Genomic DNA, 20,478 nt, shown 5'->3' with positions numbered 1-20,478 from the left:
TAAACTTGAAGCTTGAAGCTTGAAGCTACGGCGCTTCAGAGCCGTTGAATGGTCACAGACCCCGCAGGCCCAGCCGGCCCCGGCTGCCCTTCCAACCCAGGCCGGCCTTTGTCGCCGCCATCGGCGCGGTACACCAGGCAGCCCTTGGACTGCCCGCCCTTGCCAGGTTTGCCCGCTACACCGGCCAAACCACCGGCGCCGCCGTCCACCAAGACCTTGATCTTGTCACCCGGGAAATCCTGAGCCAGCTCAATACGCACCGCCGCCCCCGACGCCCCCGGCAACCCATCGCCGCCGTTATCGCCATTGAACCCGCGTCCGGCCGAACCCCAGGTGCAACCCGGGTCGACGCCATTGGCACCATCCAGGCCCGCGTACCCTTGGGCGCCGGCGCCACCACGGGCGTCCACCGACAGTTCTTCAGCCGTCAGCGAATTAATACGCAAGGTCAGGTCACGCCCGGCTTTGGCCGGTTTTTCATGAGTGCCGGGTGCGCCGCGGGAGGTGATCTGGCTGCCGTGCTCCAGTTGAGCCTGGCGCACCTGCAACTGCAGCGCGGTATTGCCGGGGACAATCGCAATGCGCGCGTCACGCCCCAGATGCAGTTCTTCCACCGCGATCTGACTGATGGTGGCTGGAATCAGCAGGGTGCCGTAGTCCGCCACGTCCAGGCGCTCCAGTTGCAACACGCTGGTGCTGCTGGGCAGGCGCATCAACGAGTTGGTTTCGACACTGACACTCTGGGCCAGGGCAACGGGGCTGACCAACAGGGCCAGCAGAAAAACCTTACGCATCATGGGGCTCCCGAGTGTTTTCAAATTTTTCTTTGGACGCACAGTAACGACTTCTGCAGGCGCTTTGCCAGTGAAGGATCAAAAAACTTCGCAACGCCAGCGGTATTGCCCTGATGCTCTAGGCCCGCACGCCCAGGCGCGCTAGTCTCTACGGTCTTGATGTGAGGATCTGCGATGACCGCTGGAATTTCTGCCCGTACGCCCCAGCAAGCGTTGGCTGCGCTGTTGGACCTGCACGCTCCCAAACGCCTGCTGCTGTTGGGCGCCAGCCACTTCCCGGCACTGGATGCGTTTAAAACAGCGCACCCCGATGTGCTCGTCAGTGTTGCGCAGCCCGGGCCACTGCCTGCCGACCTGGCGGCGCAGCGTTTTGACCTGGCGCTGGTGGTCGATTGCCTTGAATACCTGCCCAAACCCCTGGGTCTGAGGTTATTGGGCGGTATCCGTAACCTCAATGCCAGCCGCATCGCGGTGCTGGTGGACATGGATGCCTGCGCCTGGAAGGAAACCGACTTTTTCTCCCTGGCGTTGCAAGCCAGTGAGCGTTTCCAGCGTGATGAGCAAGTGCTGACGCTGTTTACCTACGATCTGCTTGACTATAAACAAGTGCCGGACTGGCTCAACGCCCGCTTCTGGGCCAATCCGGAAAATTTTGGAAAGTATTGGTGGTAACACGATGAGTACATCCATTTGCCCCTGCGGCAGTGGCAATCTGCTGGACGCCTGCTGCGGCCATTACCACGCCGGCCACCCGGCGCCCTCTGCCGAGGCGCTGATGCGTTCGCGTTACAGCGCCTACGTGCTGGGCCTGGTGGACTATCTGGTGAGCACCACCCTGCCGGCGCAACAAGCGGGCCTCGATCGCAACGCGATTGCCGCCTGGAGCGCTCAAAGCACCTGGCTCGGCCTTGAGGTGGAAAGCTCAGAGGTGTTCGGTGGCCAGCCGGAGCACGCCTTCGTCACGTTCACGGCGCGCTGGCACGACAGTGCTGGTGAACACAGCCACCGTGAACGCTCTTCTTTCGTACAGAACGAGGGGCACTGGTACTTCATCGATCCGACGGTGGAGGTGAAGGCCGGGCGTAATGATGTATGTTTGTGTGGCAGCGGACAGAAATTCAAGAAGTGCTGTTCCAGCTACTTTTAACGACCTGACAGGGATAACGCCAATGCTTCGCACCTTCAGCTTGATGCTGGCGTTAACCCTGGGCCTGACCGGCTGCGCCTCGTGGTTCGAAGACGATTCGCCGCCGCCCCACGTCTCCCTGGTGAATGTCGAAGTGGTGCGGGCCAAGCTGCTGGAGCAGAAGTTCAAGCTCTACTTTCGCGTGGACAACCGCGACGACGCTGACCTGACCGTGCGTGGCCTGATCTACAAGGTCACCCTTGGCGATCTGGTGCTGACCGAAGGTGAGTCCAACGAATGGCTGACCGTGCCGCCGCGCAGTCATAAATTCTTCCGGGTGTCGGTGCGCACCAACCTGTGGCCACGCATACGCGATGTAGTGCAGATGCTGAAAAATCCCGACCGCCCCGTGCCCTATCGCCTGGAAGGCGAGCTGAAAACCGGATTATTCATCGGTAATGACGTGCAGGTGGCCCACAATGGCGAGATAATCCCCGGCGATTTTATTCCGGAGCGACATCGATGACTCAGCAACCCCATGTCCATGGTCCTGACTGCAACCACGATCATGGTCACGATCACCATGATCACGACCACGGCCATGTCCACGGCCCGAACTGCGGCCACGCTCACCAGGAGCCGGTGCGCAACGCCTTGAAAGATGTTGGTCGCAACGACCCTTGCCCCTGCGGCAGCGAGAAAAAATTCAAGAAGTGCCACGGCGCTTAAGCTACCCAATATCCAATGTGGGAGGGGGCTTGCTCCCGATAGCGGTCATCCAGTCGATGCCTATGTCGACTGATACACCGCTATCGGGAGCAAGCCCCCTCCCACATTGATTTGCGCATAAGCCTGAGTACTCACGTAATTACAAAACTCCCGCTTGCGTCGTTTCGCCGCGCTCACTAACGTAGCGCCTTTAATGACGCTACCCCCCGCAGGAGCTTTGCCATGGCCTCGCCAGCCCTTACACATTTTCTTCCCCGGTTCGGCGTTGCCGCGGCAGTGGCCAGTGCGTTAAGCCTGGCCGGTTGCCAGCTCCAGAGCACCCAGGACACCCTGCCCCCCGCCGCCGGCGTACAGCCGATCAAGGGCTTGGCGCAAAACGTGTCGATACGCCGTAATGCCCAGGGCATGCCGCTGATTGAAAGCAACACCTTCCACGACGCGCTGTTCAGCCTCGGTTATGTGCACGCCAGCGACCGGATCACCCAGATGGTCACCCTGCGGCTGCTGGCCCAGGGCCGTCTGGCGGAAATGTCCGGCCCTGAGGTACTCGATGTCGACCGTTTCATGCGAGCGGTCAACCTTAAAAAGAGCGCCGGCGAGCTGTACAACGCCTCATCGCCACGGCTCAAGCGGTTCTTTGAAGTCTACGCACGAGGCGTTAACGCCTACCTATTCCGCTACCGCGACAAGCTGCCGACAGACCTGGCCCAGACCGGCTACAAGCCTGAGTACTGGAAACCGGAAGATTCGGCGCTGCTGTTCTGCCTGCTGAATTTCAGCGAGTCGAGCAACCTGCAGGAAGAAATTTCGTCGCTGGTGCTGGCGCAGAAAGTCGGTGTCGACAAGCTCGCCTGGCTTATCCCAAGCGCGCCGGACGAGGCGATCCCGCTGGCCGAAGCCGATAAGTTCAAGGGCGTGAACCTGAGCCAGATCACCGGCCTCGCCGGGTTGGACACGGTCAGCCAGCAACTCAACAGCCTCAACGCCCTGGGCGTGACCACGTCCAGCAACTGGGCCATCGGGCCGCAACGCAGCCGCAGCGGCAAAAGCCTGCTGGCCAACGACCTCGCCGCCCAGCCGCAAGCGCCGTCACCTTGGAGCTATGTGCAGATCCGTGCCCCGAAATATCAGGCGGCCGGCGCGTCGATTGCCGGCCTGCCGACCCTGCTGTCGGGCTTCAACGGCAAGGTCGCGTGGAGCATGAGCGCGGTCAAGGGAGATACCCAAGACCTGTTCCTGGAGAAGGTCAAACGCCAGGGCAGCGCGTTGTACTACGAGAACAACGGAAAATGGCTACCGGCCGGTGTGCGTAACGAGACCTTCTTCATCAAAGGTCAACGCTCGATTCGCGACGTGGTGTACGAAACCCGCCACGGCGCCTTGCTCAACAGCAGCCAGGCCCTCACCAGCGGTTATGGCCTGGCCCTGCAAACCGCTGATTTGAAGGACGACAAGAGCCTGGATGCGTTCTTCGACCTGTCCCGCGCGCAAAACGCCGGTAAGGCCTCGGACGCGACCCGAGAAATTCGCGCCATTGCGTTGAATATGATCTTCGCCGACGCCAGCAACATCGGCTGGCAAGTCACCGGCCGCTTCCCCAACCGCCGCGAAGGTGAAGGCCTGCTGCCCTCGCCGGGCTGGGACACGCGCTTTGACTGGGACGGTTACGCCGACGCCATGCTGCATCCCTATGACCAGGACCCGGCGCAAGGCTGGATCGGCACCGCCAACCAGCGCACCGCACCGCGTGGCTATGGCATGCAGCTGTCCAATTCCTGGGATGCGCCGGAGCGCAGCGAGCGCCTGGCGCAACTGGCCAATGCTGGCAAGCATGACAGCCGCAGTCTGATCGCCATGCAATACGACCAGACCACCCTCTTTGCCGCCAAACTCAAAGGCATGTTCCAGGCGCCGGGCATGGCTCAGCCGCTGAAACAGGCAATCGATGCGCTGCCTGCGGCCGAACAGGCCAAGGCGCGCGAAGCACTGGGCCGCCTGATGGCCTTCGATGGTCGCCTTGCGCCAACGTCCGCCGACGCGACGCTCTACGAGCTGTTCCTGCAAGAGAGCGCCAGACAGATCTTCCTCGACAAACTCGGTCCGGAGCAGAGCGCCAGCTGGAAAGCCTTTGTCAGCAACGCCAGCCTGTCCTACTCAGCCACCGCAGACCATTTGCTGGGCCGTGAAGACAGCCCGCTGTGGGATGACACGCGCACGCCGCACAAAGAAGACAAGCCGGCGATCCTCGCACGCACTCTGGCCGCCACGATCAGCACCGGCGACAGCTTGCTGGGCGCTGATCACAAGGCCTGGCAATGGGGCAAGCTGCACACCACCACCTGGAAAACCACCAGCGGCCAGGTGATCCGTGGCCCGTTGGCCAGTGGTGGCGACCACAACACCCTGAACCCGGCACCGTACCGCTGGGGGCAGGACTTCAACGCGGCCCAGACGTCGGCGTTGCGCATGATTGTCGACTTCGGCCAGCCGGAACCGATGATGGGCCAGGGCGGCACCGGCCAGTCCGGCAACCCGGCCAGCCCGAACTATGCCAACGGCATCGACCCGTCGCTCAAGGCGCAATACCTGAGTTTCCCGATGCAGCCGCAGAACTTTGACAAGGTGTATGGCAAGACCAGGTTGACCCTGACACCTGGCAAGTAACCCGGCGCTCTGATCGTTCCCACGCTCTGCGTGGGAATGCCTTTTGCGACGCTCCGCGTCGCGCGAACCGAGCTAAGTTTCAGCTACAGTGCACAGGTGACGCAGAGCGTCACGGGTTGCACTCCCACGCGGGAGCGTGGGAACGATCCTTGAAAGCGATAGATCAGCCACTACATCAGTGGCTGACATCCTGCCATCGGGAGCAAGCCCCCTCCCACATTTGGACCCCATGCATTCAGATAGAACTTCTCCCACCGTCATATCCTCCTAAATGATAAGCCCACCTCCTCGGTCACCCCATGGACCTTGTCATTGCCCGACCCGAAGGCCTCTATTGTCCCGCCGGGGATTTCTACATCGACCCCTGGCGCCCGGTGGAACGCTCCGTCATCACCCATGCCCACGGCGACCACGCCCGCACCGGCAATCAACATTACCTGGCCGCCGCCCCCGGCGAAGGCATCCTGCGTTCGCGCCTGGGCCAGAACATCAACCTGCAAACCCTGGCCTACGGCGAACAGTTGGTGCACCACGGTGTGACCTTGAGTTTTCATCCGGCCGGGCATGTGTTGGGCTCAGCCCAGGTGCGCCTGGAATACCAGGGCGAAGTCTGGGTCGCGTCCGGCGACTACAAGGTTGAACCCGACGGCACGTGCGCGCCGTTCGAACCGGTGCGCTGCCACACCTTCATTACCGAATCAACCTTTGGCCTGCCGATCTACCGCTGGCAGCCGCAGGCGCAGATTTTTGCCGGCATTAATGACTGGTGGCAGGCCAATATCGCCGCCGGCAAAGCCAGCGTGCTGTTCTGCTATTCCTTCGGCAAGGCCCAGCGCATTCTGCATGGCATCGATGCCAGCATCGGCCCGATCCTCAGCCATGGCGCCGTCGAGCCGTTGAACCGGGTGTACCGCGAAGCCGGGGTGTACATTCCGGAAACGCTGTACGCCGGCGACTTCAAAAAAAACGACCCGCTGCTGCGCCAGGCCTTGATCATCGCCCCGCCCTCCACCAGCGGCAGCACTTGGATACGCCGCTTTGGCGATTACAGCGACGCGTTCGCCAGCGGCTGGATGCGCCTGCGCGGGACTCGGCGGCGGCGCGGGGTCGACCGTGGCTTTGTGCTGTCGGACCACGCCGATTGGCCCGGACTGTTGTGGGCCATCGAACAGACCGGCGCCGAACGGGTGATGGTCACCCACGGCTCGGTCGGCGTACTGGTGCGCCATCTGCGCGAAAAAGGCCTGGATGCCCAGGGTTTCAGCACCGAATATGGCGATGACGAAGAGGAGGCCAGCGCATGAAAGCCTTCGCCGAGCTGTACGCCAACCTCGACGCGACGACCTCCAGCAACGCCAAGCTCGCGGCGCTGCAAGACTATTTTCAGCAGGCACCGCCGCAGGATGCGGCATGGGCGGTGTACTTCCTCTCCGGGGGGCGGCCGCGGCAACTGGTACCGACCCGTCTGCTGAGGGATATGGCGACGCAAGCGGCGAGCATCGAGCCGTGGTTGTTCGAAGAGAGTTACCAGTCCGTCGGCGACCTGGCCGAGACGATTTCCCTGCTGCTACCCGAATCGACCTACACCTCCGAAGACGGCCTGGCGGTGTGGCTGGAAGAAAAACTGCTGCCGCTGCGCGGCCTTGCGCCTGCTGAACTGGCCGAACGCCTGCCTGCGCTGTGGGCGCAGCTGGATCAACCGAGCCTGATGGTGTGCATCAAGTTGATCACCGGCAGCTTTCGCGTGGGCGTGTCCAAGCTGCTGGTGACCCGCGCGCTTGCCGCCATGGCCGGGCTCGACAGCAAGCGCGTGGCGCAACGGCTGGTGGGCTACACCGATTTGTCCAATCGCCCTACGGCTGCGGGCTACCTCAAGTTGATCGCCGCCGAATCGTCCGACGAACATGCGCAACGTGGCGGTCAGCCCTATCCGTTTTTTCTCGCCCACGGCTTGGCGCAACCGCTGGAGCAGTTCGATGCCCTGCTCGGCTCCCCCGCCGACTGGCAGGTGGAATGGAAGTTTGATGGCATTCGCGCGCAACTGGTCAAGCGTGAGGGGCGCCTGTGGGTGTGGTCGCGCGGCGAAGAGCTGGTGACCGAGCGTTTCCCCGAGCTGCACAGCCTGGTCAGTGGCTTGCCGGATGGCACGGTGATCGACGGTGAGATCGTGGTCTGGAAGGACGCGGTGCAACCCTTCGCCCTGCTGCAGCAACGGATCGGCCGCAAAACCCTGAGTAAAAAGGTACTGGAGGATGCGCCGGTGGCGGTGCTTGCCTATGACCTGCTGGAGTTTCAAGGCGACGACTGGCGCAACCACACTCTGGCTGAACGGCGTGCGCAGCTCGAAAGCGTGATCGCAGCGTGTAACCAACCGGTGTTATTGCCCTCGCCGCTGCTTGAGGGGCCAACCTGGCAGGCGTTGGCCGAGCAGCGCGAAGCCTCCCGCAGCCTGGGTGTGGAAGGCATGATGCTCAAGGACCGCAAAGGCCTCTACGGCGTGGGCCGCACCAAGGATATGGGCCTGTGGTGGAAGTGGAAGGTCGACCCGTTCAGCGTCGACGCGGTGTTGATCTACGCTCAGCGCGGCCACGGTCGGCGCGCCAGCCTGTACAGCGATTACACCTTCGCGGTGTGGGACGGCCCGCCGGGCAGCGAGCGCACCCTGGTGCCGTTCGCCAAGGCCTATTCCGGGCTGACTGACGAAGAAATGCGCAAGGTCGACGCGATTGTGCGCAAAACCACGGTGGAAAAATTCGGCCCGGTCAGCAGCGTTACGCCGAGCATGGTGTTTGAGTTGGGTTTCGAAGGCATCGCCCTGTCCAAGCGGCATAAAAGCGGAATTGCGGTGCGGTTCCCACGGATGTTGCGTTGGCGCCAGGACAAACCGGTGGAGGAAGCCGACAATCTCGCCACGCTGCAGGACTTACTGGCCTGACCCAGTTCAAATGTGGGAGGGGGCTTGCTCCCGATAGCAGTGGGTCAGACGCAGATGCTGTGACTGACACACCGCCATCGGGGGCAAGCCCCCTCCCACATTTGGATTTCCGTTCGATCCTAAATGGTGCACTACTCTATCAGTGCCCGCTAATGGGCATTTCCTACGCTCAGAAATCCCTCATCCCACCTTTTAAAACGATCATTCGGAACTATGGTGCAGAAATTGCTACTTGGGATCCGTCTGACACCGTTCAGTAACAGTCCTAAATGCGCCACAAGCGCTTATCTTGGTTTCCAGGGAATACATAATGAAAAAAGCATTGCTGACCCTTTCTGCACTGGCTCTGTGCATGGCTGCAGGTGTTGCAACCGCCAAGGAATACAAGGAATTGCGTTTCGGTGTCGATCCGTCCTACGCGCCGTTCGAATCCAAAGCCGCCGACGGCAGCCTGGTGGGCTTCGACATCGACCTGGGCAATGCCATTTGTGCAGAGCTGAAGGTCAAATGCAAATGGGTTGAAAGCGATTTCGACGGCATGATTCCCGGCCTGAAAGCCAACAAGTTCGACGGTGTGATTTCGTCCATGACCGTGACCCCGGTACGTGAGAAGGCGATCGACTTCTCCAACGAGCTGTTCTCGGGGCCAACCTCGCTGGTGTTCAAGAAAGGCGCCGGGTACTCGACGCCGGAGTCGCTCAAGGGCAAAACCGTGGGCTACGAGCAAGGCACCATCCAGGAAGCCTACGCCAAGGCTGTGCTGGACAAGGCCGGCGTGACCACCAAGGCCTACGCCAACCAGGATCAGGTGTATGCGGACCTGACGTCCGGCCGTCTCGATGCCTCCGTGCAGGATATGCTGCAGGCTGAACTGGGTTTTCTGAAGTCCCCAGCCGGTGCTGGATACGAAGTCAGCGCAGCAATCGATGACCCGCTGCTGCCGTCGAAAACCGCGATCGGTATCAAAAAAGGTAACACTGAGCTCAAGGCTCTTTTGGATAAAGGTATCAAAGCGTTACACGATGATGGCACCTACGCCACTATTCAGAAGAAACACTTTGGCGATCTGAACCTGTACAGCGGCAAATAATGCCTGGGGCGCCCCTTTTTTGAAGGGGCGCTTTTTTATCGCCATAGGTCCTGATTTATGTTCGAAGATCTGTTGCAAACCCTCGGGCTGAGCGCGTTCAGCTTGAAGGGTTTCGGCCCGCTGTTGCTGCAAGGCACCTGGATGACCCTTAAATTGTCGGTGCTGTCCCTGGCCGTCAGCGTGTTACTGGGCCTGCTCGGCGCCAGCGCGAAACTGTCCAGCCTGCCCTTCCTGCGTATCCCCGCCCAGCTCTACACCACCTTGATTCGCGGCGTACCCGACCTGGTGTTGATGCTGCTGATTTTCTACAGCCTGCAAACCTGGCTGACCGGCCTGACCGACGTTATGGAATGGGAGTACATCGAGATCGACCCATTCAGCGCCGGGGTCATCACCCTGGGTTTTATCTACGGTGCCTATTTCACCGAGACTTTTCGCGGCGCGATTCTCGCCGTGCCCCGCGGCCAGCTGGAAGCTGCCACCGCCTACGGGCTCAAGCGCGGGCAACGGTTTCGCTACGTGACCTTCCCGCAGATGATGCGCTTTGCCCTGCCGGGCATCGGCAATAACTGGATGGTGATGCTCAAGGCCACCGCCCTGGTGTCGATCATCGGCCTGGCCGACCTGGTGAAAGCCGCCCAGGATGCCGGCAAGAGCACCTACCAACTGTTCTACTTCCTGGTACTCGCCGCGCTGATCTACCTGTTGATCACCAGCGCGTCCAACTTCGTCCTGCGTCGTCTTGAACGGCGCTACTCCGCAGGCTCACGGGAGGCCGTGCGATGATCGAGCTTTTGCAGGAATACTGGCGCCCCTTCCTTTATAGCGACGGCCAGCACATCACCGGCCTGGCCATGACTATGTGGCTGCTCAGCGCGGCCCTGGTGATTGGGTTTGTGGTGTCGATTCCACTGTCTATCGCCCGTGTCTCGCGCAGGCGCCTGGTGCGCTGGCCGGTGCAGTTCTACACCTACCTGTTTCGCGGCACGCCGCTCTACATTCAGTTGCTGATTTGCTACACCGGCATCTACAGCATCGCCGCCGTGCGTGCGCAACCGGTGCTCGATGCGTTCTTTCGCGATGCGATGAACTGCACGATCCTGGCCTTCGCCCTCAACACCTGCGCCTACACCACAGAAATTTTCGCCGGGGCAATCCGCAGCATGGCCCACGGCGAAGTCGAAGCGGCCAAGGCCTACGGGTTGAGCGGTTGGAAGTTGTATGCCTATGTGATCATGCCGTCGGCGCTGCGCCGTTCGTTGCCCTACTACAGCAACGAAGTGATCCTGATGCTGCATTCGACCACCGTGGCGTTCACCGCCACCATCCCGGACATCCTCAAAGTCGCCAGGGACGCCAACTCGGCCACCTTCATGACCTTTCAATCGTTCGGCATCGCCGCCTTGATCTACCTGGCCGTGACCTTCGCTCTGGTCGGCCTGTTCCGATTGGCCGAACGCCGCTGGCTGGCCTTCCTCGGGCCGAGCCATTAAGGAGCTTTCATGCGTCATCAGCAACATGACCTGATTGCGCCGGTGCCTGGCACAGCGCGGCAGATTCACAGTTTCCATTTCGGCCCGGAACAGGCCGACCGCAAGATTTACATCCAATCGTCCCTGCATGCCGATGAACTGCCGGGCATGCTGGTGGCCTGGCACCTGAAGGCGCGCCTGGCCCAATTGGCTGCCGCCGGGCGCTTGCGCAGCGAAATCGCCCTGGTGCCGGTCGCCAATCCGGTGGGGCTGGAACAGGTGCTGATGGACATCCCTCTGGGCCGCTACGAGCTGGAAAGCGGGCAGAATTTCAATCGCCTGTTCGTCGACCTCAGCGACGCAGTCGGTGATCAGGTTGAAGACTCGCTGAGCGATGACCCCCAGCACAACGCCCGATTGATCCGCACCGCGTTATCCGACGCCCTCGCCAGGCAAACCGCGTCGACGCAATTGCAATCCCAACGCCTGGTGCTGCAACGCCTGGCGTGCGATGCCGACATGGTGCTGGACCTGCATTGCGATTTCGAAGCCGTGGCGCACCTCTACACCACGCCTGAGGCCTGGCCACAGGTGGAACCGTTGGCGCGTTACCTGGGCTCGGAGGCCAACCTGCTGGCCACCGACTCCGGCGGGCAGTCCTTTGATGAATGTTTCACCCTGGTGTGGTGGCAGTTGCGGCAACGCTTCGGCGCGCGCTTCCCGATCCCCCTGGGCAGCTTTTCCGTGACCGTCGAGTTGCGCGGCCAAGGCGACGTCAACCACGGCCTCGCGGCCCTGGACTGCCAGGCGATCATCGATTACCTGATTCACTTCGGTGCGATTGAAGGCGACGCGGCGCCCCTGCCCCCGCTGCCCTACCCGGCCACGCCATTGGCGGGGGTGGAGCCGGTGACCACACCGGTGGGCGGCTTGCTGGTGTTCAGTGCCTTGCCGGGGGAATACCTGGAAGCCGGGCAACTGATCGCAGAAATCATCGACCCCATCACTGACCGCGTAACGCCCGTGCACTGCCAACATGCCGGCCTGCTTTACGCCCGCTCGCTACGCCGCATGGCCACTGCCGGGATGGTGATCAGCCATGTCGCCGGCACTGAGGCCTACCGTAGCGGCTACTTACTTTCGCCTTGAGGATGCACGCCCCATGTACAAATTGACCGTTGAAGGCCTGCATAAAAGCTATGGCGACAATGAGGTGCTCAAAGGTGTCTCGCTCAAGGCCAGGACCGGTGACGTGATCAGCCTGATCGGCGCCAGCGGCTCGGGCAAGAGCACCTTCCTGCGCTGCATCAACTTCCTGGAAACGCCCAACGACGGCGCCATGACCCTGGACGGTCAAACCATCCGCATGGTCAGCGACCGCCACGGCATGCGCGTGGCCGACGATGCCGAGTTGCAGCGCTTGCGCACGCGACTGGCGATGGTCTTCCAGCACTTCAACCTGTGGAGCCATATGAGCGTGCTGGAAAACATCACCATGGCGCCGCGCCGGGTGCTGGGGTGCAGCAAGAAAGACGCCGAAGACCGCGCTCGGCGCTACCTGGACAAAGTCGGCCTGCCCGCGCGGGTGGCCGATCAATACCCGGCGTTCCTGTCCGGCGGCCAGCAGCAACGGGTAGCGATTGCCCGCGCGTTGGCGATGGAGCCCGAGGTGATGCTGTTCGACGAACCCACCTCGGCACTGGACCCGGAGTTGGTCGGTGAAGTATTGAAGGTCATCCAGGGCCTGGCTGAGGAAGGCCGCACCATGATCATGGTGACCCACGAAATGAGCTTTGCGCGCAAGGTTTCCAGCCAGGTGCTGTTCCTGCACCAAGGCCGGGTGGAAGAGCAAGGTGCGCCGGCGGACGTGCTGGGCAATCCGAAGAGCGAGCGCCTGCAGCAGTTTTTGAGCGGCAACTTGAAGTAAACCTTTGTGACGCCTGGAGGGTCTGTGCAATAGAGCCTCCAGAGCGTCAGCTGCCGCATGGCAAAACCCGTCGAATTCGCAAAACAATGGTTTGCCACCCGTGGCTGGCGTGCGTTCGCATTCCAGAAAGAAGTGTGGAAGGCCGTCAAGGACGGTCAATCCGGCTTGCTGCATGCCAATACCGGCGCGGGTAAAACCTACGCGCTGTGGTTCGCCGCCCTCAATCGTTTCGCCATCACGCGCCCGCCCGCAACCGGCAAGCGCAAGGCGCCGGCCGAACCCCTGACCGTATTGTGGATCACACCGATGCGCGCCTTGGCCGCCGACACCGCACGCGCGCTTGAGGCGCCGCTGGCGGCCTTGCAGATCCCCTGGAGCGTTGGCCTGCGCACGGGCGACACCAGCAGCGGCGAACGCGCCCGTCAGACCCGCCGCCAGCCCACAGCGCTGATTACCACCCCGGAAAGCCTGACGCTGATGCTTACGCGCGCCGACAGTGAGGTCAGCCTGGCGCATCTGCGCATGGTGGTAGTGGACGAATGGCATGAACTGATCGGCAATAAGCGCGGTGTGCAACTGCAACTGGCGTTGGCACGGCTGCGACGCTGGCATCCCGACTTGCTGGTCTGGGGCATTTCCGCGACCTTGGGCAATCAGGCCCACGCGCTGGATGTATTGGTCCCACAGGGTGGCGGCGTCAACGTGCAGGGGCAATCGCCCAAACAGTTGCTGGTTGACACACTGCTGCCGCCCATCGCCGAACGCTTTCCCTGGGCCGGCCATATCGGTTTGAAAATGCTCCCGCAAGTGGTGGCCGAAGTAGACGCCAGCAGCAGTTGCCTGGTGTTCACCAATACCCGGGCGCAGTCGGAAATCTGGTACCAGGCGCTGCTGGAGGCCAGGCCGGAATGGGCCGGCCTGATTGCGCTGCATCACGGTTCGCTGTCGCGCGAGACCCGGGACTGGGTGGAACGTGCGCTCAAAGACGGCCAACTCAAGGCGGTGGTGTGCACCTCCAGCCTGGACCTGGGCGTGGATTTCCTGCCGGTGGAGCGGGTGTTGCAGATCGGCTCGGCCAAAGGTGTGGCGCGCCTGATGCAACGCGCCGGCCGCTCGGGGCATGCACCGGGGCGGCCATCACGGGTGACCCTGGTGCCAACCCACAGCCTGGAGCTGGTGGAAGCCGCCGCCGCAAAGGATGCGATTGCCCAGCGACGCATCGAAGCCCGCGAATCGCCCCACAAACCCTTGGATGTGCTGGTGCAACATCTGGTCAGCATGGCCCTGGGCGGCGGGTTTACTCCGGATGCGCTGCTGGCGGAGGTCCGCGGGGCCTGGGCCTACCGCGATCTTACCGACGCCGATTGGACCTGGGCCCTGGCCTTTGTGCGCCATGGCGGACTGTCGCTCACCGCTTACCCGGATTACCGCCGCGTAGAACCCGACGAACAGGGCATCTGGCGCGTTCCCGATGCGCGACTGGCGCGCCGCCATCGCATGAGCGTGGGCACCATTGTCAGCGATGCGAGTATGCACCTGAAGTACTGGAGCAAGGGCGGTGGCGGCAAAAACCTCGGCAGTGTCGAGGAAGGTTTTATTGCGCGACTCAAGCCGGGCGACGGCTTTCTGTTCGCCGGACGCCTGCTCGAGTTGGTGCGCGTGGAAAACATGACCGCGTACGTGCGCCGCAGCACCGCGAAAAAAGCCGCCGTGCCGCGCTGGAATGGCGGGCGCATGCCACTTTCCAACGAGCTGGCGCAGGCGGTGATCGAGCGCTTCGACGCAGCGGCCCAGGGGCGCTTCGACGGCCCGGAGATGCAGGCGGTGCAGCCATTGCTGCTGACACAACTGCGTTGGTCCGGCCTGCCGACCCGTGATCACTTGCTGGCGGAGTTTCTCAAGTCGCGCGAAGGCTGGCACCTGTTTCTCTACCCCTTCGCCGGGCGTCAGGTGCATCTGGGGCTGGCGAGTCTGCTGGCGTGGCGAGTCAGCCGGCAGCAACCCGTGACCTTTTCCATTGCAGTCAACGATTATGGGTTGGAGTTGCTGAGCGCCACCGAGGTGCACTGGCCCGAGTTGTTGAACGAGGCGCTGCTCAGCTCACAGGATTTACTCACGGACGTGGCAGCCAGCCTCAACGCCGGTGAGCTGGCGTTGCGGCGCTTTCGCGAAATCGCACGCATCGCCGGGCTGGTGTTCGCCGGTTACCCCGGTGCACCGAAAAGCACCCGGCAGGTGCAGGCCTCCAGTGGCCTGTTCTTCGAAGTGTTCAAACAATATGATCCGCACAATCTGCTGCTGACCCAGGCAGGGGAAGAAGTCCTGCGCAACGAACTGGACATTCAGCGCCTGGAAGAGACATTGCTTCGCTTGTCGGCGCTGCAACTGGACCTGCATATGATCCAGCGGCCAACCCCCCTGGCCTTTCCGCTGCTGGTGGAGCGGATGCGCGAAAGCCTGAGTTCGGAAAAACTCTCGGAGCGCATTGCGCGGATGGTCAAGGACCTGGAAAAAGTCGCGGACAGAGGGAACGCTTGATGGTGTGTTCGGTAACGCTTGAGGGTGAGCAATTGTGGCTGCTGGCGGACAAGGCGGTGTACTGGCCGGCGCGCCAATACCTGCTGATCGCCGACGCTCACTTCGGCAAGGCCTCGGCCTATCGCAGCCTCGGGCAACCCGTGCCCCAGGGCACTACGAGCGAAAACCTGCAGCGCCTGGATCGGTTGCTGGCGGCCTTTGCCTGCGCTCGGGTGATCTTCCTCGGAGATTTCCTCCACGGCCCAGGCTCCCACGCCAGCGGCACCCTGGGCGCACTCAGGGCCTGGCGAGCGCGCCACACTGAGTTGCCGATCACGTTGATTCGCGGCAATCACGATCAACGCGCAGGCGATCCGCCTGCCGATCTGAACATCGAGGTAGTGACGGAGCCACTATTGATAGGGCCATTCGCGCTACAGCACGAACCGGACACCCACCCCGACCATCATGTGCTGGCGGGGCATGTCCATCCGGTGTATCGCTTGCGCGGCAAGGGCCGCCAGAGCCTGCGCCTGCCGTGTTTCCAGATTGGCAAGCGCGTCAGCCTGCTGCCGGCGTTTGGCGCCTTTACCGGCGGTTACGCCGTGGAGCTGGACGATGAGCGCCGAATCTTTGTGATCGGCGATCATGAGGTCTGGCCGGTTCAGTGACGCACAGGCGTGCGTGCTGGGTCAGGCAACAGGTGCGGGAGGCGGCTCATCCGGCAGGGTTGGCTCACCCGGTTCGGTAGGCTGCGGATAGTCCGGTTCAGGTTGGCCGGGGATGCCGCCCGCATAAGCAGGGTCGGCCATCAAGGACCAGGCCAGAACACCAATCTGGTTGGGTTCAAGCCGGGCAAGTTCTGCGCTGATTCGCGGGTTGATCTTCATAGGGCACTCCTCAAGCGTGGCTCGACGCGTTTCACACGCGCCGAGGCAGTACACCTAGATAGAGTCACTTTCCGCAGACTAATTCCCTTGGAGCGTAGGAGCTTTCGATCAAGCGCGTGGGAGCGTGACGCCACGCTGGCCCTGATACTTGCCGGCACGGTCCTTATAGGACACTTCACACGCCTCGTCCGACTGCAGGAAGAGCATTTGCGCCACGCCTTCGTTGGCGTAGATTTTCGCCGGCAAGGTGGTGGTGTTGGAGAACTCCAGGGTCACATGGCCTTCCCACTCGGGTTCCAGCGGAGTCACGTTGACGATGATGCCGCAACGGGCGTAGGTGCTTTTACCCAGGCAGATGGTCAATACGTCACGCGGGATGCGGAAGAACTCCACGGTGCGGGCCAGGGCGAAGGAGTTTGGCGGGATGATGCAGACATCGCTCTTGACGTCGACGAAGCTTTTTTCGTCGAAGTTCTTCGGATCGACAATCGCCGAGTTGATATTGGTGAACACCTTGAATTCATCGGCGCAACGCACGTCGTAGCCATAGCTGGAAACTCCGTACGAAATCACGCGCGCGTCGCCTTCGCCACGGATCTGGCGCTCGACGAACGGTTCGATCATGCCGTGTTCCTGCGCCATGCGGCGAATCCACTTGTCCGATTTGATGCTCATGGCGGTGTCCTGAATGCGAGGTGAAAAAATTCTGTGGGGCATCTTACCGGGGCCGGCTGTGGGGTTCAAAGGGCGCAGGACTTTTAATGACGAATGCACCCGCCTCCATTACCCGCAGCCAACGGGGCCGGGGCTCCTGGCGCGACTTTCGGCGACGATAAATACCACCGCCAGTCACGAAAATAGAGAAACCTTCGGAAATACCATTGGCACGTTCCGGAAAAAGGGTTAAGGTGGCGTCACTGTGTTGCTTGTGTCACTGAGAATCTCTACACGATATGTTGAATTTCGATCCAACCATCTCCAAGAATTTTTCCTGCTCTTTGCACTCAGTCTCGGCCAGGGCTTTTCCTGAGTCGCAGTTAACTTTGTTCAAGGAGTTACACCATGTCTAATCGCCAAACTGGTACCGTTAAGTGGTTCAACGATGAAAAAGGCTTCGGCTTCATCACTCCACAATCCGGTGACGACCTGTTCGTTCACTTCAAAGCTATCCAATCCGACGGCTTCAAAAGCCTGAAAGAAGGCCAACAGGTTTCTTTCATCGCTACCCGCGGTCAGAAAGGCATGCAAGCTGAAGAAGTTCAAGTTATCTAACTTGTACTGACTTAGTCGAAAAGACCCCGCCCTCAAAAGCGGGGTTTTTTTATGCCGATCGTTCCCACGCTCTGCGGGGGAATGACTCTTGTGACGCTCTGCGTCACGCCCTGGGACGCAGAGCGTCCTGGTGCTGCATTCCCACGCAGAGCGTGGGAACGATCAGCAAACGATCGGCATAAAAAATGTGGGAGGGGGCTTATACCCCCTCCCACATTCGGCATTCAAGCAGCGTCGTTTATTGAAACAACGACTCACTCGACAAGCCATTCTTCTCGAGGATCTCGCGCAAGCGCTTGAGCCCCTCTACCTGAATCTGCCGCACCCGCTCACGGGTCAGGCCGATCTCCAGGCCTACGTCCTCCAGGGTGCTGCTCTCATGGCCGCGCAGGCCGAAGCGGCGAATCACCACCTCACGCTGCTTATCGGTAAGCTCCGACAGCCACTGGTCGATACTTTGAGACAGATCATCATCCTGCAACAGCTCGCACGGATCTGTCGGGCGATCATCTGTCAGGGTGTCCAGCAGGGTTTTATCCGAATCCGGACCCAGCGAGACATCGACCGAAGACACCCGCTCATTCAAGCCAAGCATGCGCTTGACCTCCCCTACAGGTTTCTCCAGCAGGTTGGCGATTTCTTCGGGCGAAGGTTCATGATCGAGTTTTTGTGTCAGCTCACGCGCTGCCCGCAGGTACACGTTGAGCTCCTTGACCACATGGATCGGCAACCGGATCGTGCGGGTCTGATTCATGATCGCCCGTTCGATGGTCTGGCGAATCCACCAGGTGGCATAAGTCGAGAAGCGAAAGCCCCGCTCAGGGTCGAACTTCTCCACCGCCCGGATCAAGCCCAGGTTGCCCTCCTCGATCAAGTCCAGCAGCGACAATCCGCGATTGACGTAGCGTCGGGCGATTTTAACCACCAGGCGCAGGTTGCTTTCAATCATGCGCTTGCGCCCAGCCGGATCGCCCTTTTGCGACAGACGCGCAAAATGAACTTCTTCTTCGGGAGTGAGCAGAGGGGAAAAGCCGATTTCATTGAGGTACAACTGGGTCGCGTCGAGCGCCCGTGTGTAATCAATATACTTGTGTTGCTTTAACGCGGAGGAGTTTTTGGATTTGGTGCGAACTGAGGGTGGTGATGCCCCCTCATTATCTGACATCGGTTCCGTAGCGATACCGGTCTCCATAAGGAGAACCTCATCGTCGATGTCAAACTCCGGCGCTTCTTTACTGAGAGCCATTGTTATAGTCCTTTGGTGAGTTCGACCTCAAGCTCAAGCGACGCCTTTATCCTTGGCAACGCTGGAGCCTGTTCCTTCTACGTGAGGGAACAGGCTGGCAACACATCAACGACGGGGTAGGAATTGCAGTGGGTCTACAGGTTTCCCTTGACGGCGAATCTCAAAGTGCAGTTTCACCCGGTCTGTACCCGTTGAACCCATTTCGGCAATTGTCTGTCCGACCTTGACCTGCTGCCCCTCCCGAACCAACAACCTGCGGTTATGACCGTAGGCACTGACGTAGGTATCGCTGTGTTTGATGATGACCAGCTCGCCGTAGCCCCGTAGACCACTCCCGGCGTACACCACTGTCCCATCAGACGCAGCCAAAACAGGCTGTCCCAAATCCCCGGCGATATCAATGCCTTTATTCAAACTGCCGTTTGAAGAGAATTTTCCAATTAACACGCCGTTTGAAGGCCATCCCCAACCGGTCGGCGCCGGCCCTGCAGGTGGCAACGGCGCGGGTGCCGGCTTGCTCGCCACCGAAGGTGCGGCGGTACCTGCAGGCCTGGTGATAACCGTGGTTTTGCTCGAAGAAGAAGCCGAAGATCCCGACTTTGTCACAACTGCCGTGGGCGCCGAACCGGCGCGGCCATCGAAACGAATTGTCTGCCCCGGATGAATCGTATAGGGCACGGGAATGTTGTTACGAGCTGCGAGCGCCTTGTAATCCCAACCATAACGGAAGGCGATCGAGAACAACGTATCGCCCTTGCGCACGACGTATTGGCCGGTGGTCACCGTCGGCTTCTGCGGTGCCGCATTGGTGCGGTCAACCACCCGCGCACCGCCGGATGGCGTGCTCGAGCAGGCTGCCAGTAAGGAACTCAAGACAAGGCCAAGCACCAGTCGCTGAAAGCTTGTTTTACTCATTCGCTGCGCAGGACCTGTGAGACTCACCCGCCGCTCCCTTTGTGGTGGCTGAACGTTAACGCCTGTATCAGGCTTGAAAGATGACGCAAGTATAACTGGGCATTGGCTTTTTACCGGCACACGAGTGAAACGAAAACTTCATCATGTTTAACTCCGGCGCCTTCCCCCGTTGAATCTATAGACCCCGCTGTAAGACACATCTGCGCCTGTGGAATTCATTGTCTGAAAATAAATGATCAGGCCAGCGGGCCGTTGAGCAGCGGCACGAAGCGCACAGCCCCGAGCACATGCCGGGAAAAGCCATCGTCCTCGCGAATAATGAGCATCAATTGTTGCACTTCGCCGGAGCCCACCGGGATGACCAGCCGACCGCCGGGCGCCAGTTGATCGAGCAGCGCTTGCGGCACATCGGTGGCCACCGCAGTGACAATGATGCCGTTATAGGGCGCCAATGCCGGCCAGCCTTCCCAGCCATCTCCCCAACGAAACACAACGTTACGCAGGTTCAGCTCGACCAGGCGCTCCTTGGCGCGGTCCTGCAGCACCTTGATGCGCTCAACCGAGAACACCCGTTCGACCAGCTGAGACAACACGGCGGTCTGATAGCCGGAGCCGGTGCCGATTTCCAGCACCTTGTCCAACGGCCCGGCGGCCAGCAACAGCTCACTCATGCGGGCGACCATATAGGGCTGGGAGATGGTCTGGTTGTGGCCGATCGGCAACGCCGTGTCTTCGTAGGCGCGGTGCGCCAGGGCTTCGTCGACAAACAGGTGCCGAGGCGTGCGCCGGATCACTTCCAGCACCTGCGCGTTGGACAAGCCTTCTTCGTACAGACGCTGGATCAAACGCTCGCGCGTGCGCTGGGAAGTCATCCCGATGCCACGGCGCAGCAAGTCGTCTT

Annotated in this window: 21 protein-coding genes; 15 read left to right on the top strand and 6 right to left on the bottom strand. The window is 61.1% G+C overall.

What is annotated here, in order from left to right; genetic code table 11:
• Positions 1-35: 35 nt before the first annotated feature.
• Positions 36-794, bottom strand: coding sequence for a collagen-like protein (locus C4J91_RS06905; protein ID WP_124361641.1), 759 nt, complete (start codon positions 792-794; stop codon positions 36-38).
• 174 nt (positions 795-968) lie between these two features.
• Between C4J91_RS06905 and C4J91_RS06900 the strand changes: the two genes are divergently transcribed.
• From C4J91_RS06900 to pdeM, 14 genes are all read left to right on the top strand, one after another.
• A complete protein-coding gene (locus C4J91_RS06900) occupies positions 969-1,466 on the top strand; it encodes a DUF6231 family protein (protein WP_124361640.1) in 498 nt (165 codons plus the stop codon).
• A 4-nt stretch (positions 1,467-1,470) separates the two neighbouring features.
• Positions 1,471-1,941 (top strand): YchJ family protein, encoded by a 471-nt coding sequence (locus C4J91_RS06895; protein ID WP_124361639.1) that lies wholly within the window; start codon positions 1,471-1,473, stop codon positions 1,939-1,941.
• Between the two features lie 22 nt (positions 1,942-1,963).
• Positions 1,964-2,446 carry an LEA type 2 family protein gene (locus C4J91_RS06890; protein ID WP_124361638.1) on the top strand — a complete coding sequence of 161 codons (483 nt, stop codon included), beginning with the start codon at positions 1,964-1,966 and terminating at the stop codon, positions 2,444-2,446.
• On the top strand, positions 2,443-2,649 hold the full coding sequence (locus tag C4J91_RS06885; protein WP_124361637.1) for an SEC-C metal-binding domain-containing protein: 207 nt from the start codon (positions 2,443-2,445) through the stop codon (positions 2,647-2,649). The genes C4J91_RS06890 and C4J91_RS06885 overlap by 4 nt, the downstream gene beginning before the upstream one ends.
• Before the next feature lie 222 nt (positions 2,650-2,871).
• Positions 2,872-5,313, top strand: a complete 2,442-nt coding sequence (locus C4J91_RS06880; protein WP_124361636.1) for a penicillin acylase family protein — start codon at positions 2,872-2,874, stop codon at positions 5,311-5,313.
• Positions 5,314-5,612: 299 nt separating this feature from the next.
• The gene (locus C4J91_RS06875) at positions 5,613-6,617 is read left to right on the top strand and encodes a ligase-associated DNA damage response exonuclease (protein ID WP_124361635.1); all 1,005 of its coding nucleotides are present in this window, start codon (positions 5,613-5,615) and stop codon (positions 6,615-6,617) included.
• Positions 6,614-8,248 carry an ATP-dependent DNA ligase gene (locus C4J91_RS06870; RefSeq protein WP_124361634.1) on the top strand — a complete coding sequence of 545 codons (1,635 nt, stop codon included), beginning with the start codon at positions 6,614-6,616 and terminating at the stop codon, positions 8,246-8,248. The genes C4J91_RS06875 and C4J91_RS06870 overlap by 4 nt, the downstream gene beginning before the upstream one ends.
• A gap of 310 nt (positions 8,249-8,558) precedes the next feature.
• Positions 8,559-9,338: a transporter substrate-binding domain-containing protein gene (locus C4J91_RS06865; RefSeq protein WP_122683522.1), complete on the top strand. Its 780-nt coding sequence runs from the start codon at positions 8,559-8,561 to the stop codon at positions 9,336-9,338.
• Between the two features lie 57 nt (positions 9,339-9,395).
• Positions 9,396-10,124, top strand: coding sequence for an ABC transporter permease (locus C4J91_RS06860; protein WP_124361633.1), 729 nt, complete (start codon positions 9,396-9,398; stop codon positions 10,122-10,124).
• Positions 10,121-10,831: an ABC transporter permease gene (locus tag C4J91_RS06855; protein WP_124361632.1), complete on the top strand. Its 711-nt coding sequence runs from the start codon at positions 10,121-10,123 to the stop codon at positions 10,829-10,831. Before C4J91_RS06860 ends, C4J91_RS06855 begins: the two co-directional genes overlap by 4 nt.
• Before the next feature lie 9 nt (positions 10,832-10,840).
• The gene (locus C4J91_RS06850) at positions 10,841-11,959 is read left to right on the top strand and encodes a succinylglutamate desuccinylase/aspartoacylase family protein (RefSeq protein ID WP_124361631.1); all 1,119 of its coding nucleotides are present in this window, start codon (positions 10,841-10,843) and stop codon (positions 11,957-11,959) included.
• A gap of 13 nt (positions 11,960-11,972) precedes the next feature.
• Complete coding sequence (locus C4J91_RS06845) at positions 11,973-12,737, top strand: ABC transporter ATP-binding protein (protein WP_065951958.1); 765 nt, start codon at positions 11,973-11,975, stop codon at positions 12,735-12,737.
• 57 nt (positions 12,738-12,794) lie between these two features.
• The gene (locus tag C4J91_RS06840; RefSeq protein ID WP_124361630.1) at positions 12,795-15,275 is read left to right on the top strand and encodes a ligase-associated DNA damage response DEXH box helicase; all 2,481 of its coding nucleotides are present in this window, start codon (positions 12,795-12,797) and stop codon (positions 15,273-15,275) included.
• Positions 15,275-15,925, top strand: coding sequence for a ligase-associated DNA damage response endonuclease PdeM (gene pdeM / locus C4J91_RS06835; protein ID WP_124361629.1), 651 nt, complete (start codon positions 15,275-15,277; stop codon positions 15,923-15,925). Before C4J91_RS06840 ends, pdeM begins: the two co-directional genes overlap by 1 nt.
• 21 nt (positions 15,926-15,946) lie before the next feature.
• Here the strand turns inward: pdeM and C4J91_RS06830 are convergent, their stop codons facing one another.
• Together C4J91_RS06830 and dcd are read right to left on the bottom strand one after the other, a co-directional pair.
• A complete protein-coding gene (locus C4J91_RS06830; protein WP_065886112.1) occupies positions 15,947-16,144 on the bottom strand; it encodes a hypothetical protein in 198 nt (65 codons plus the stop codon).
• Between the two features lie 108 nt (positions 16,145-16,252).
• Positions 16,253-16,819 carry a dCTP deaminase gene (gene dcd / locus C4J91_RS06825; protein ID WP_048719838.1) on the bottom strand — a complete coding sequence of 189 codons (567 nt, stop codon included), beginning with the start codon at positions 16,817-16,819 and terminating at the stop codon, positions 16,253-16,255.
• 387 nt (positions 16,820-17,206) lie between these two features.
• Between dcd and C4J91_RS06820 the strand changes: the two genes are divergently transcribed.
• The gene (locus tag C4J91_RS06820) at positions 17,207-17,416 is read left to right on the top strand and encodes a cold-shock protein (protein ID WP_002554837.1); all 210 of its coding nucleotides are present in this window, start codon (positions 17,207-17,209) and stop codon (positions 17,414-17,416) included.
• Positions 17,417-17,654: 238 nt separating this feature from the next.
• On the opposite strand, the gene rpoS is transcribed toward C4J91_RS06820, so the two are convergent.
• From rpoS to C4J91_RS06805, 3 genes are all read right to left on the bottom strand, one after another.
• The gene (gene rpoS, locus C4J91_RS06815; protein WP_124361628.1) at positions 17,655-18,662 is read right to left on the bottom strand and encodes an RNA polymerase sigma factor RpoS; all 1,008 of its coding nucleotides are present in this window, start codon (positions 18,660-18,662) and stop codon (positions 17,655-17,657) included.
• 105 nt (positions 18,663-18,767) lie between these two features.
• Positions 18,768-19,604, bottom strand: a complete 837-nt coding sequence (locus C4J91_RS06810) for a peptidoglycan DD-metalloendopeptidase family protein (protein ID WP_124361627.1) — start codon at positions 19,602-19,604, stop codon at positions 18,768-18,770.
• 209 nt (positions 19,605-19,813) lie between these two features.
• On the bottom strand, positions 19,814-20,449 hold the full coding sequence (locus tag C4J91_RS06805) for a protein-L-isoaspartate(D-aspartate) O-methyltransferase (RefSeq protein WP_170827533.1): 636 nt from the start codon (positions 20,447-20,449) through the stop codon (positions 19,814-19,816).
• Positions 20,450-20,478 lie beyond the last annotated feature (29 nt).

It is taken from the genome of Pseudomonas sp. R3-52-08, assembly GCF_003851745.1.
Taxonomy (GTDB): Bacteria; Pseudomonadota; Gammaproteobacteria; order Pseudomonadales; family Pseudomonadaceae; genus Aquipseudomonas.
This window is presented reverse-complemented; position numbering and strand designations above follow the sequence as displayed.

Coding starts and splice junctions, on each gene's coding strand:
- C4J91_RS06905 (WP_124361641.1), bottom strand. CDS start 794: ATGCGTAAGGTTTTTCTGCTGGCCCTGTTGGTCAGCCCCGTTGCCCTG.
- C4J91_RS06900 (WP_124361640.1), top strand. CDS start 969: ATGACCGCTGGAATTTCTGCCCGTACGCCCCAGCAAGCGTTGGCTGCG.
- C4J91_RS06895 (WP_124361639.1), top strand. CDS start 1,471: ATGAGTACATCCATTTGCCCCTGCGGCAGTGGCAATCTGCTGGACGCC.
- C4J91_RS06890 (WP_124361638.1), top strand. CDS start 1,964: ATGCTTCGCACCTTCAGCTTGATGCTGGCGTTAACCCTGGGCCTGACC.
- C4J91_RS06885 (WP_124361637.1), top strand. CDS start 2,443: ATGACTCAGCAACCCCATGTCCATGGTCCTGACTGCAACCACGATCAT.
- C4J91_RS06880 (WP_124361636.1), top strand. CDS start 2,872: ATGGCCTCGCCAGCCCTTACACATTTTCTTCCCCGGTTCGGCGTTGCC.
- C4J91_RS06875 (WP_124361635.1), top strand. CDS start 5,613: ATGGACCTTGTCATTGCCCGACCCGAAGGCCTCTATTGTCCCGCCGGG.
- C4J91_RS06870 (WP_124361634.1), top strand. CDS start 6,614: ATGAAAGCCTTCGCCGAGCTGTACGCCAACCTCGACGCGACGACCTCC.
- C4J91_RS06865 (WP_122683522.1), top strand. CDS start 8,559: ATGAAAAAAGCATTGCTGACCCTTTCTGCACTGGCTCTGTGCATGGCT.
- C4J91_RS06860 (WP_124361633.1), top strand. CDS start 9,396: ATGTTCGAAGATCTGTTGCAAACCCTCGGGCTGAGCGCGTTCAGCTTG.
- C4J91_RS06855 (WP_124361632.1), top strand. CDS start 10,121: ATGATCGAGCTTTTGCAGGAATACTGGCGCCCCTTCCTTTATAGCGAC.
- C4J91_RS06850 (WP_124361631.1), top strand. CDS start 10,841: ATGCGTCATCAGCAACATGACCTGATTGCGCCGGTGCCTGGCACAGCG.
- C4J91_RS06845 (WP_065951958.1), top strand. CDS start 11,973: ATGTACAAATTGACCGTTGAAGGCCTGCATAAAAGCTATGGCGACAAT.
- C4J91_RS06840 (WP_124361630.1), top strand. CDS start 12,795: ATGGCAAAACCCGTCGAATTCGCAAAACAATGGTTTGCCACCCGTGGC.
- pdeM (WP_124361629.1), top strand. CDS start 15,275: ATGGTGTGTTCGGTAACGCTTGAGGGTGAGCAATTGTGGCTGCTGGCG.
- C4J91_RS06830 (WP_065886112.1), bottom strand. CDS start 16,144: ATGAAGATCAACCCGCGAATCAGCGCAGAACTTGCCCGGCTTGAACCC.
- dcd (WP_048719838.1), bottom strand. CDS start 16,819: ATGAGCATCAAATCGGACAAGTGGATTCGCCGCATGGCGCAGGAACAC.
- C4J91_RS06820 (WP_002554837.1), top strand. CDS start 17,207: ATGTCTAATCGCCAAACTGGTACCGTTAAGTGGTTCAACGATGAAAAA.
- rpoS (WP_124361628.1), bottom strand. CDS start 18,662: ATGGCTCTCAGTAAAGAAGCGCCGGAGTTTGACATCGACGATGAGGTT.
- C4J91_RS06805 (WP_170827533.1), bottom strand. CDS start 20,449: ATGACTTCCCAGCGCACGCGCGAGCGTTTGATCCAGCGTCTGTACGAA.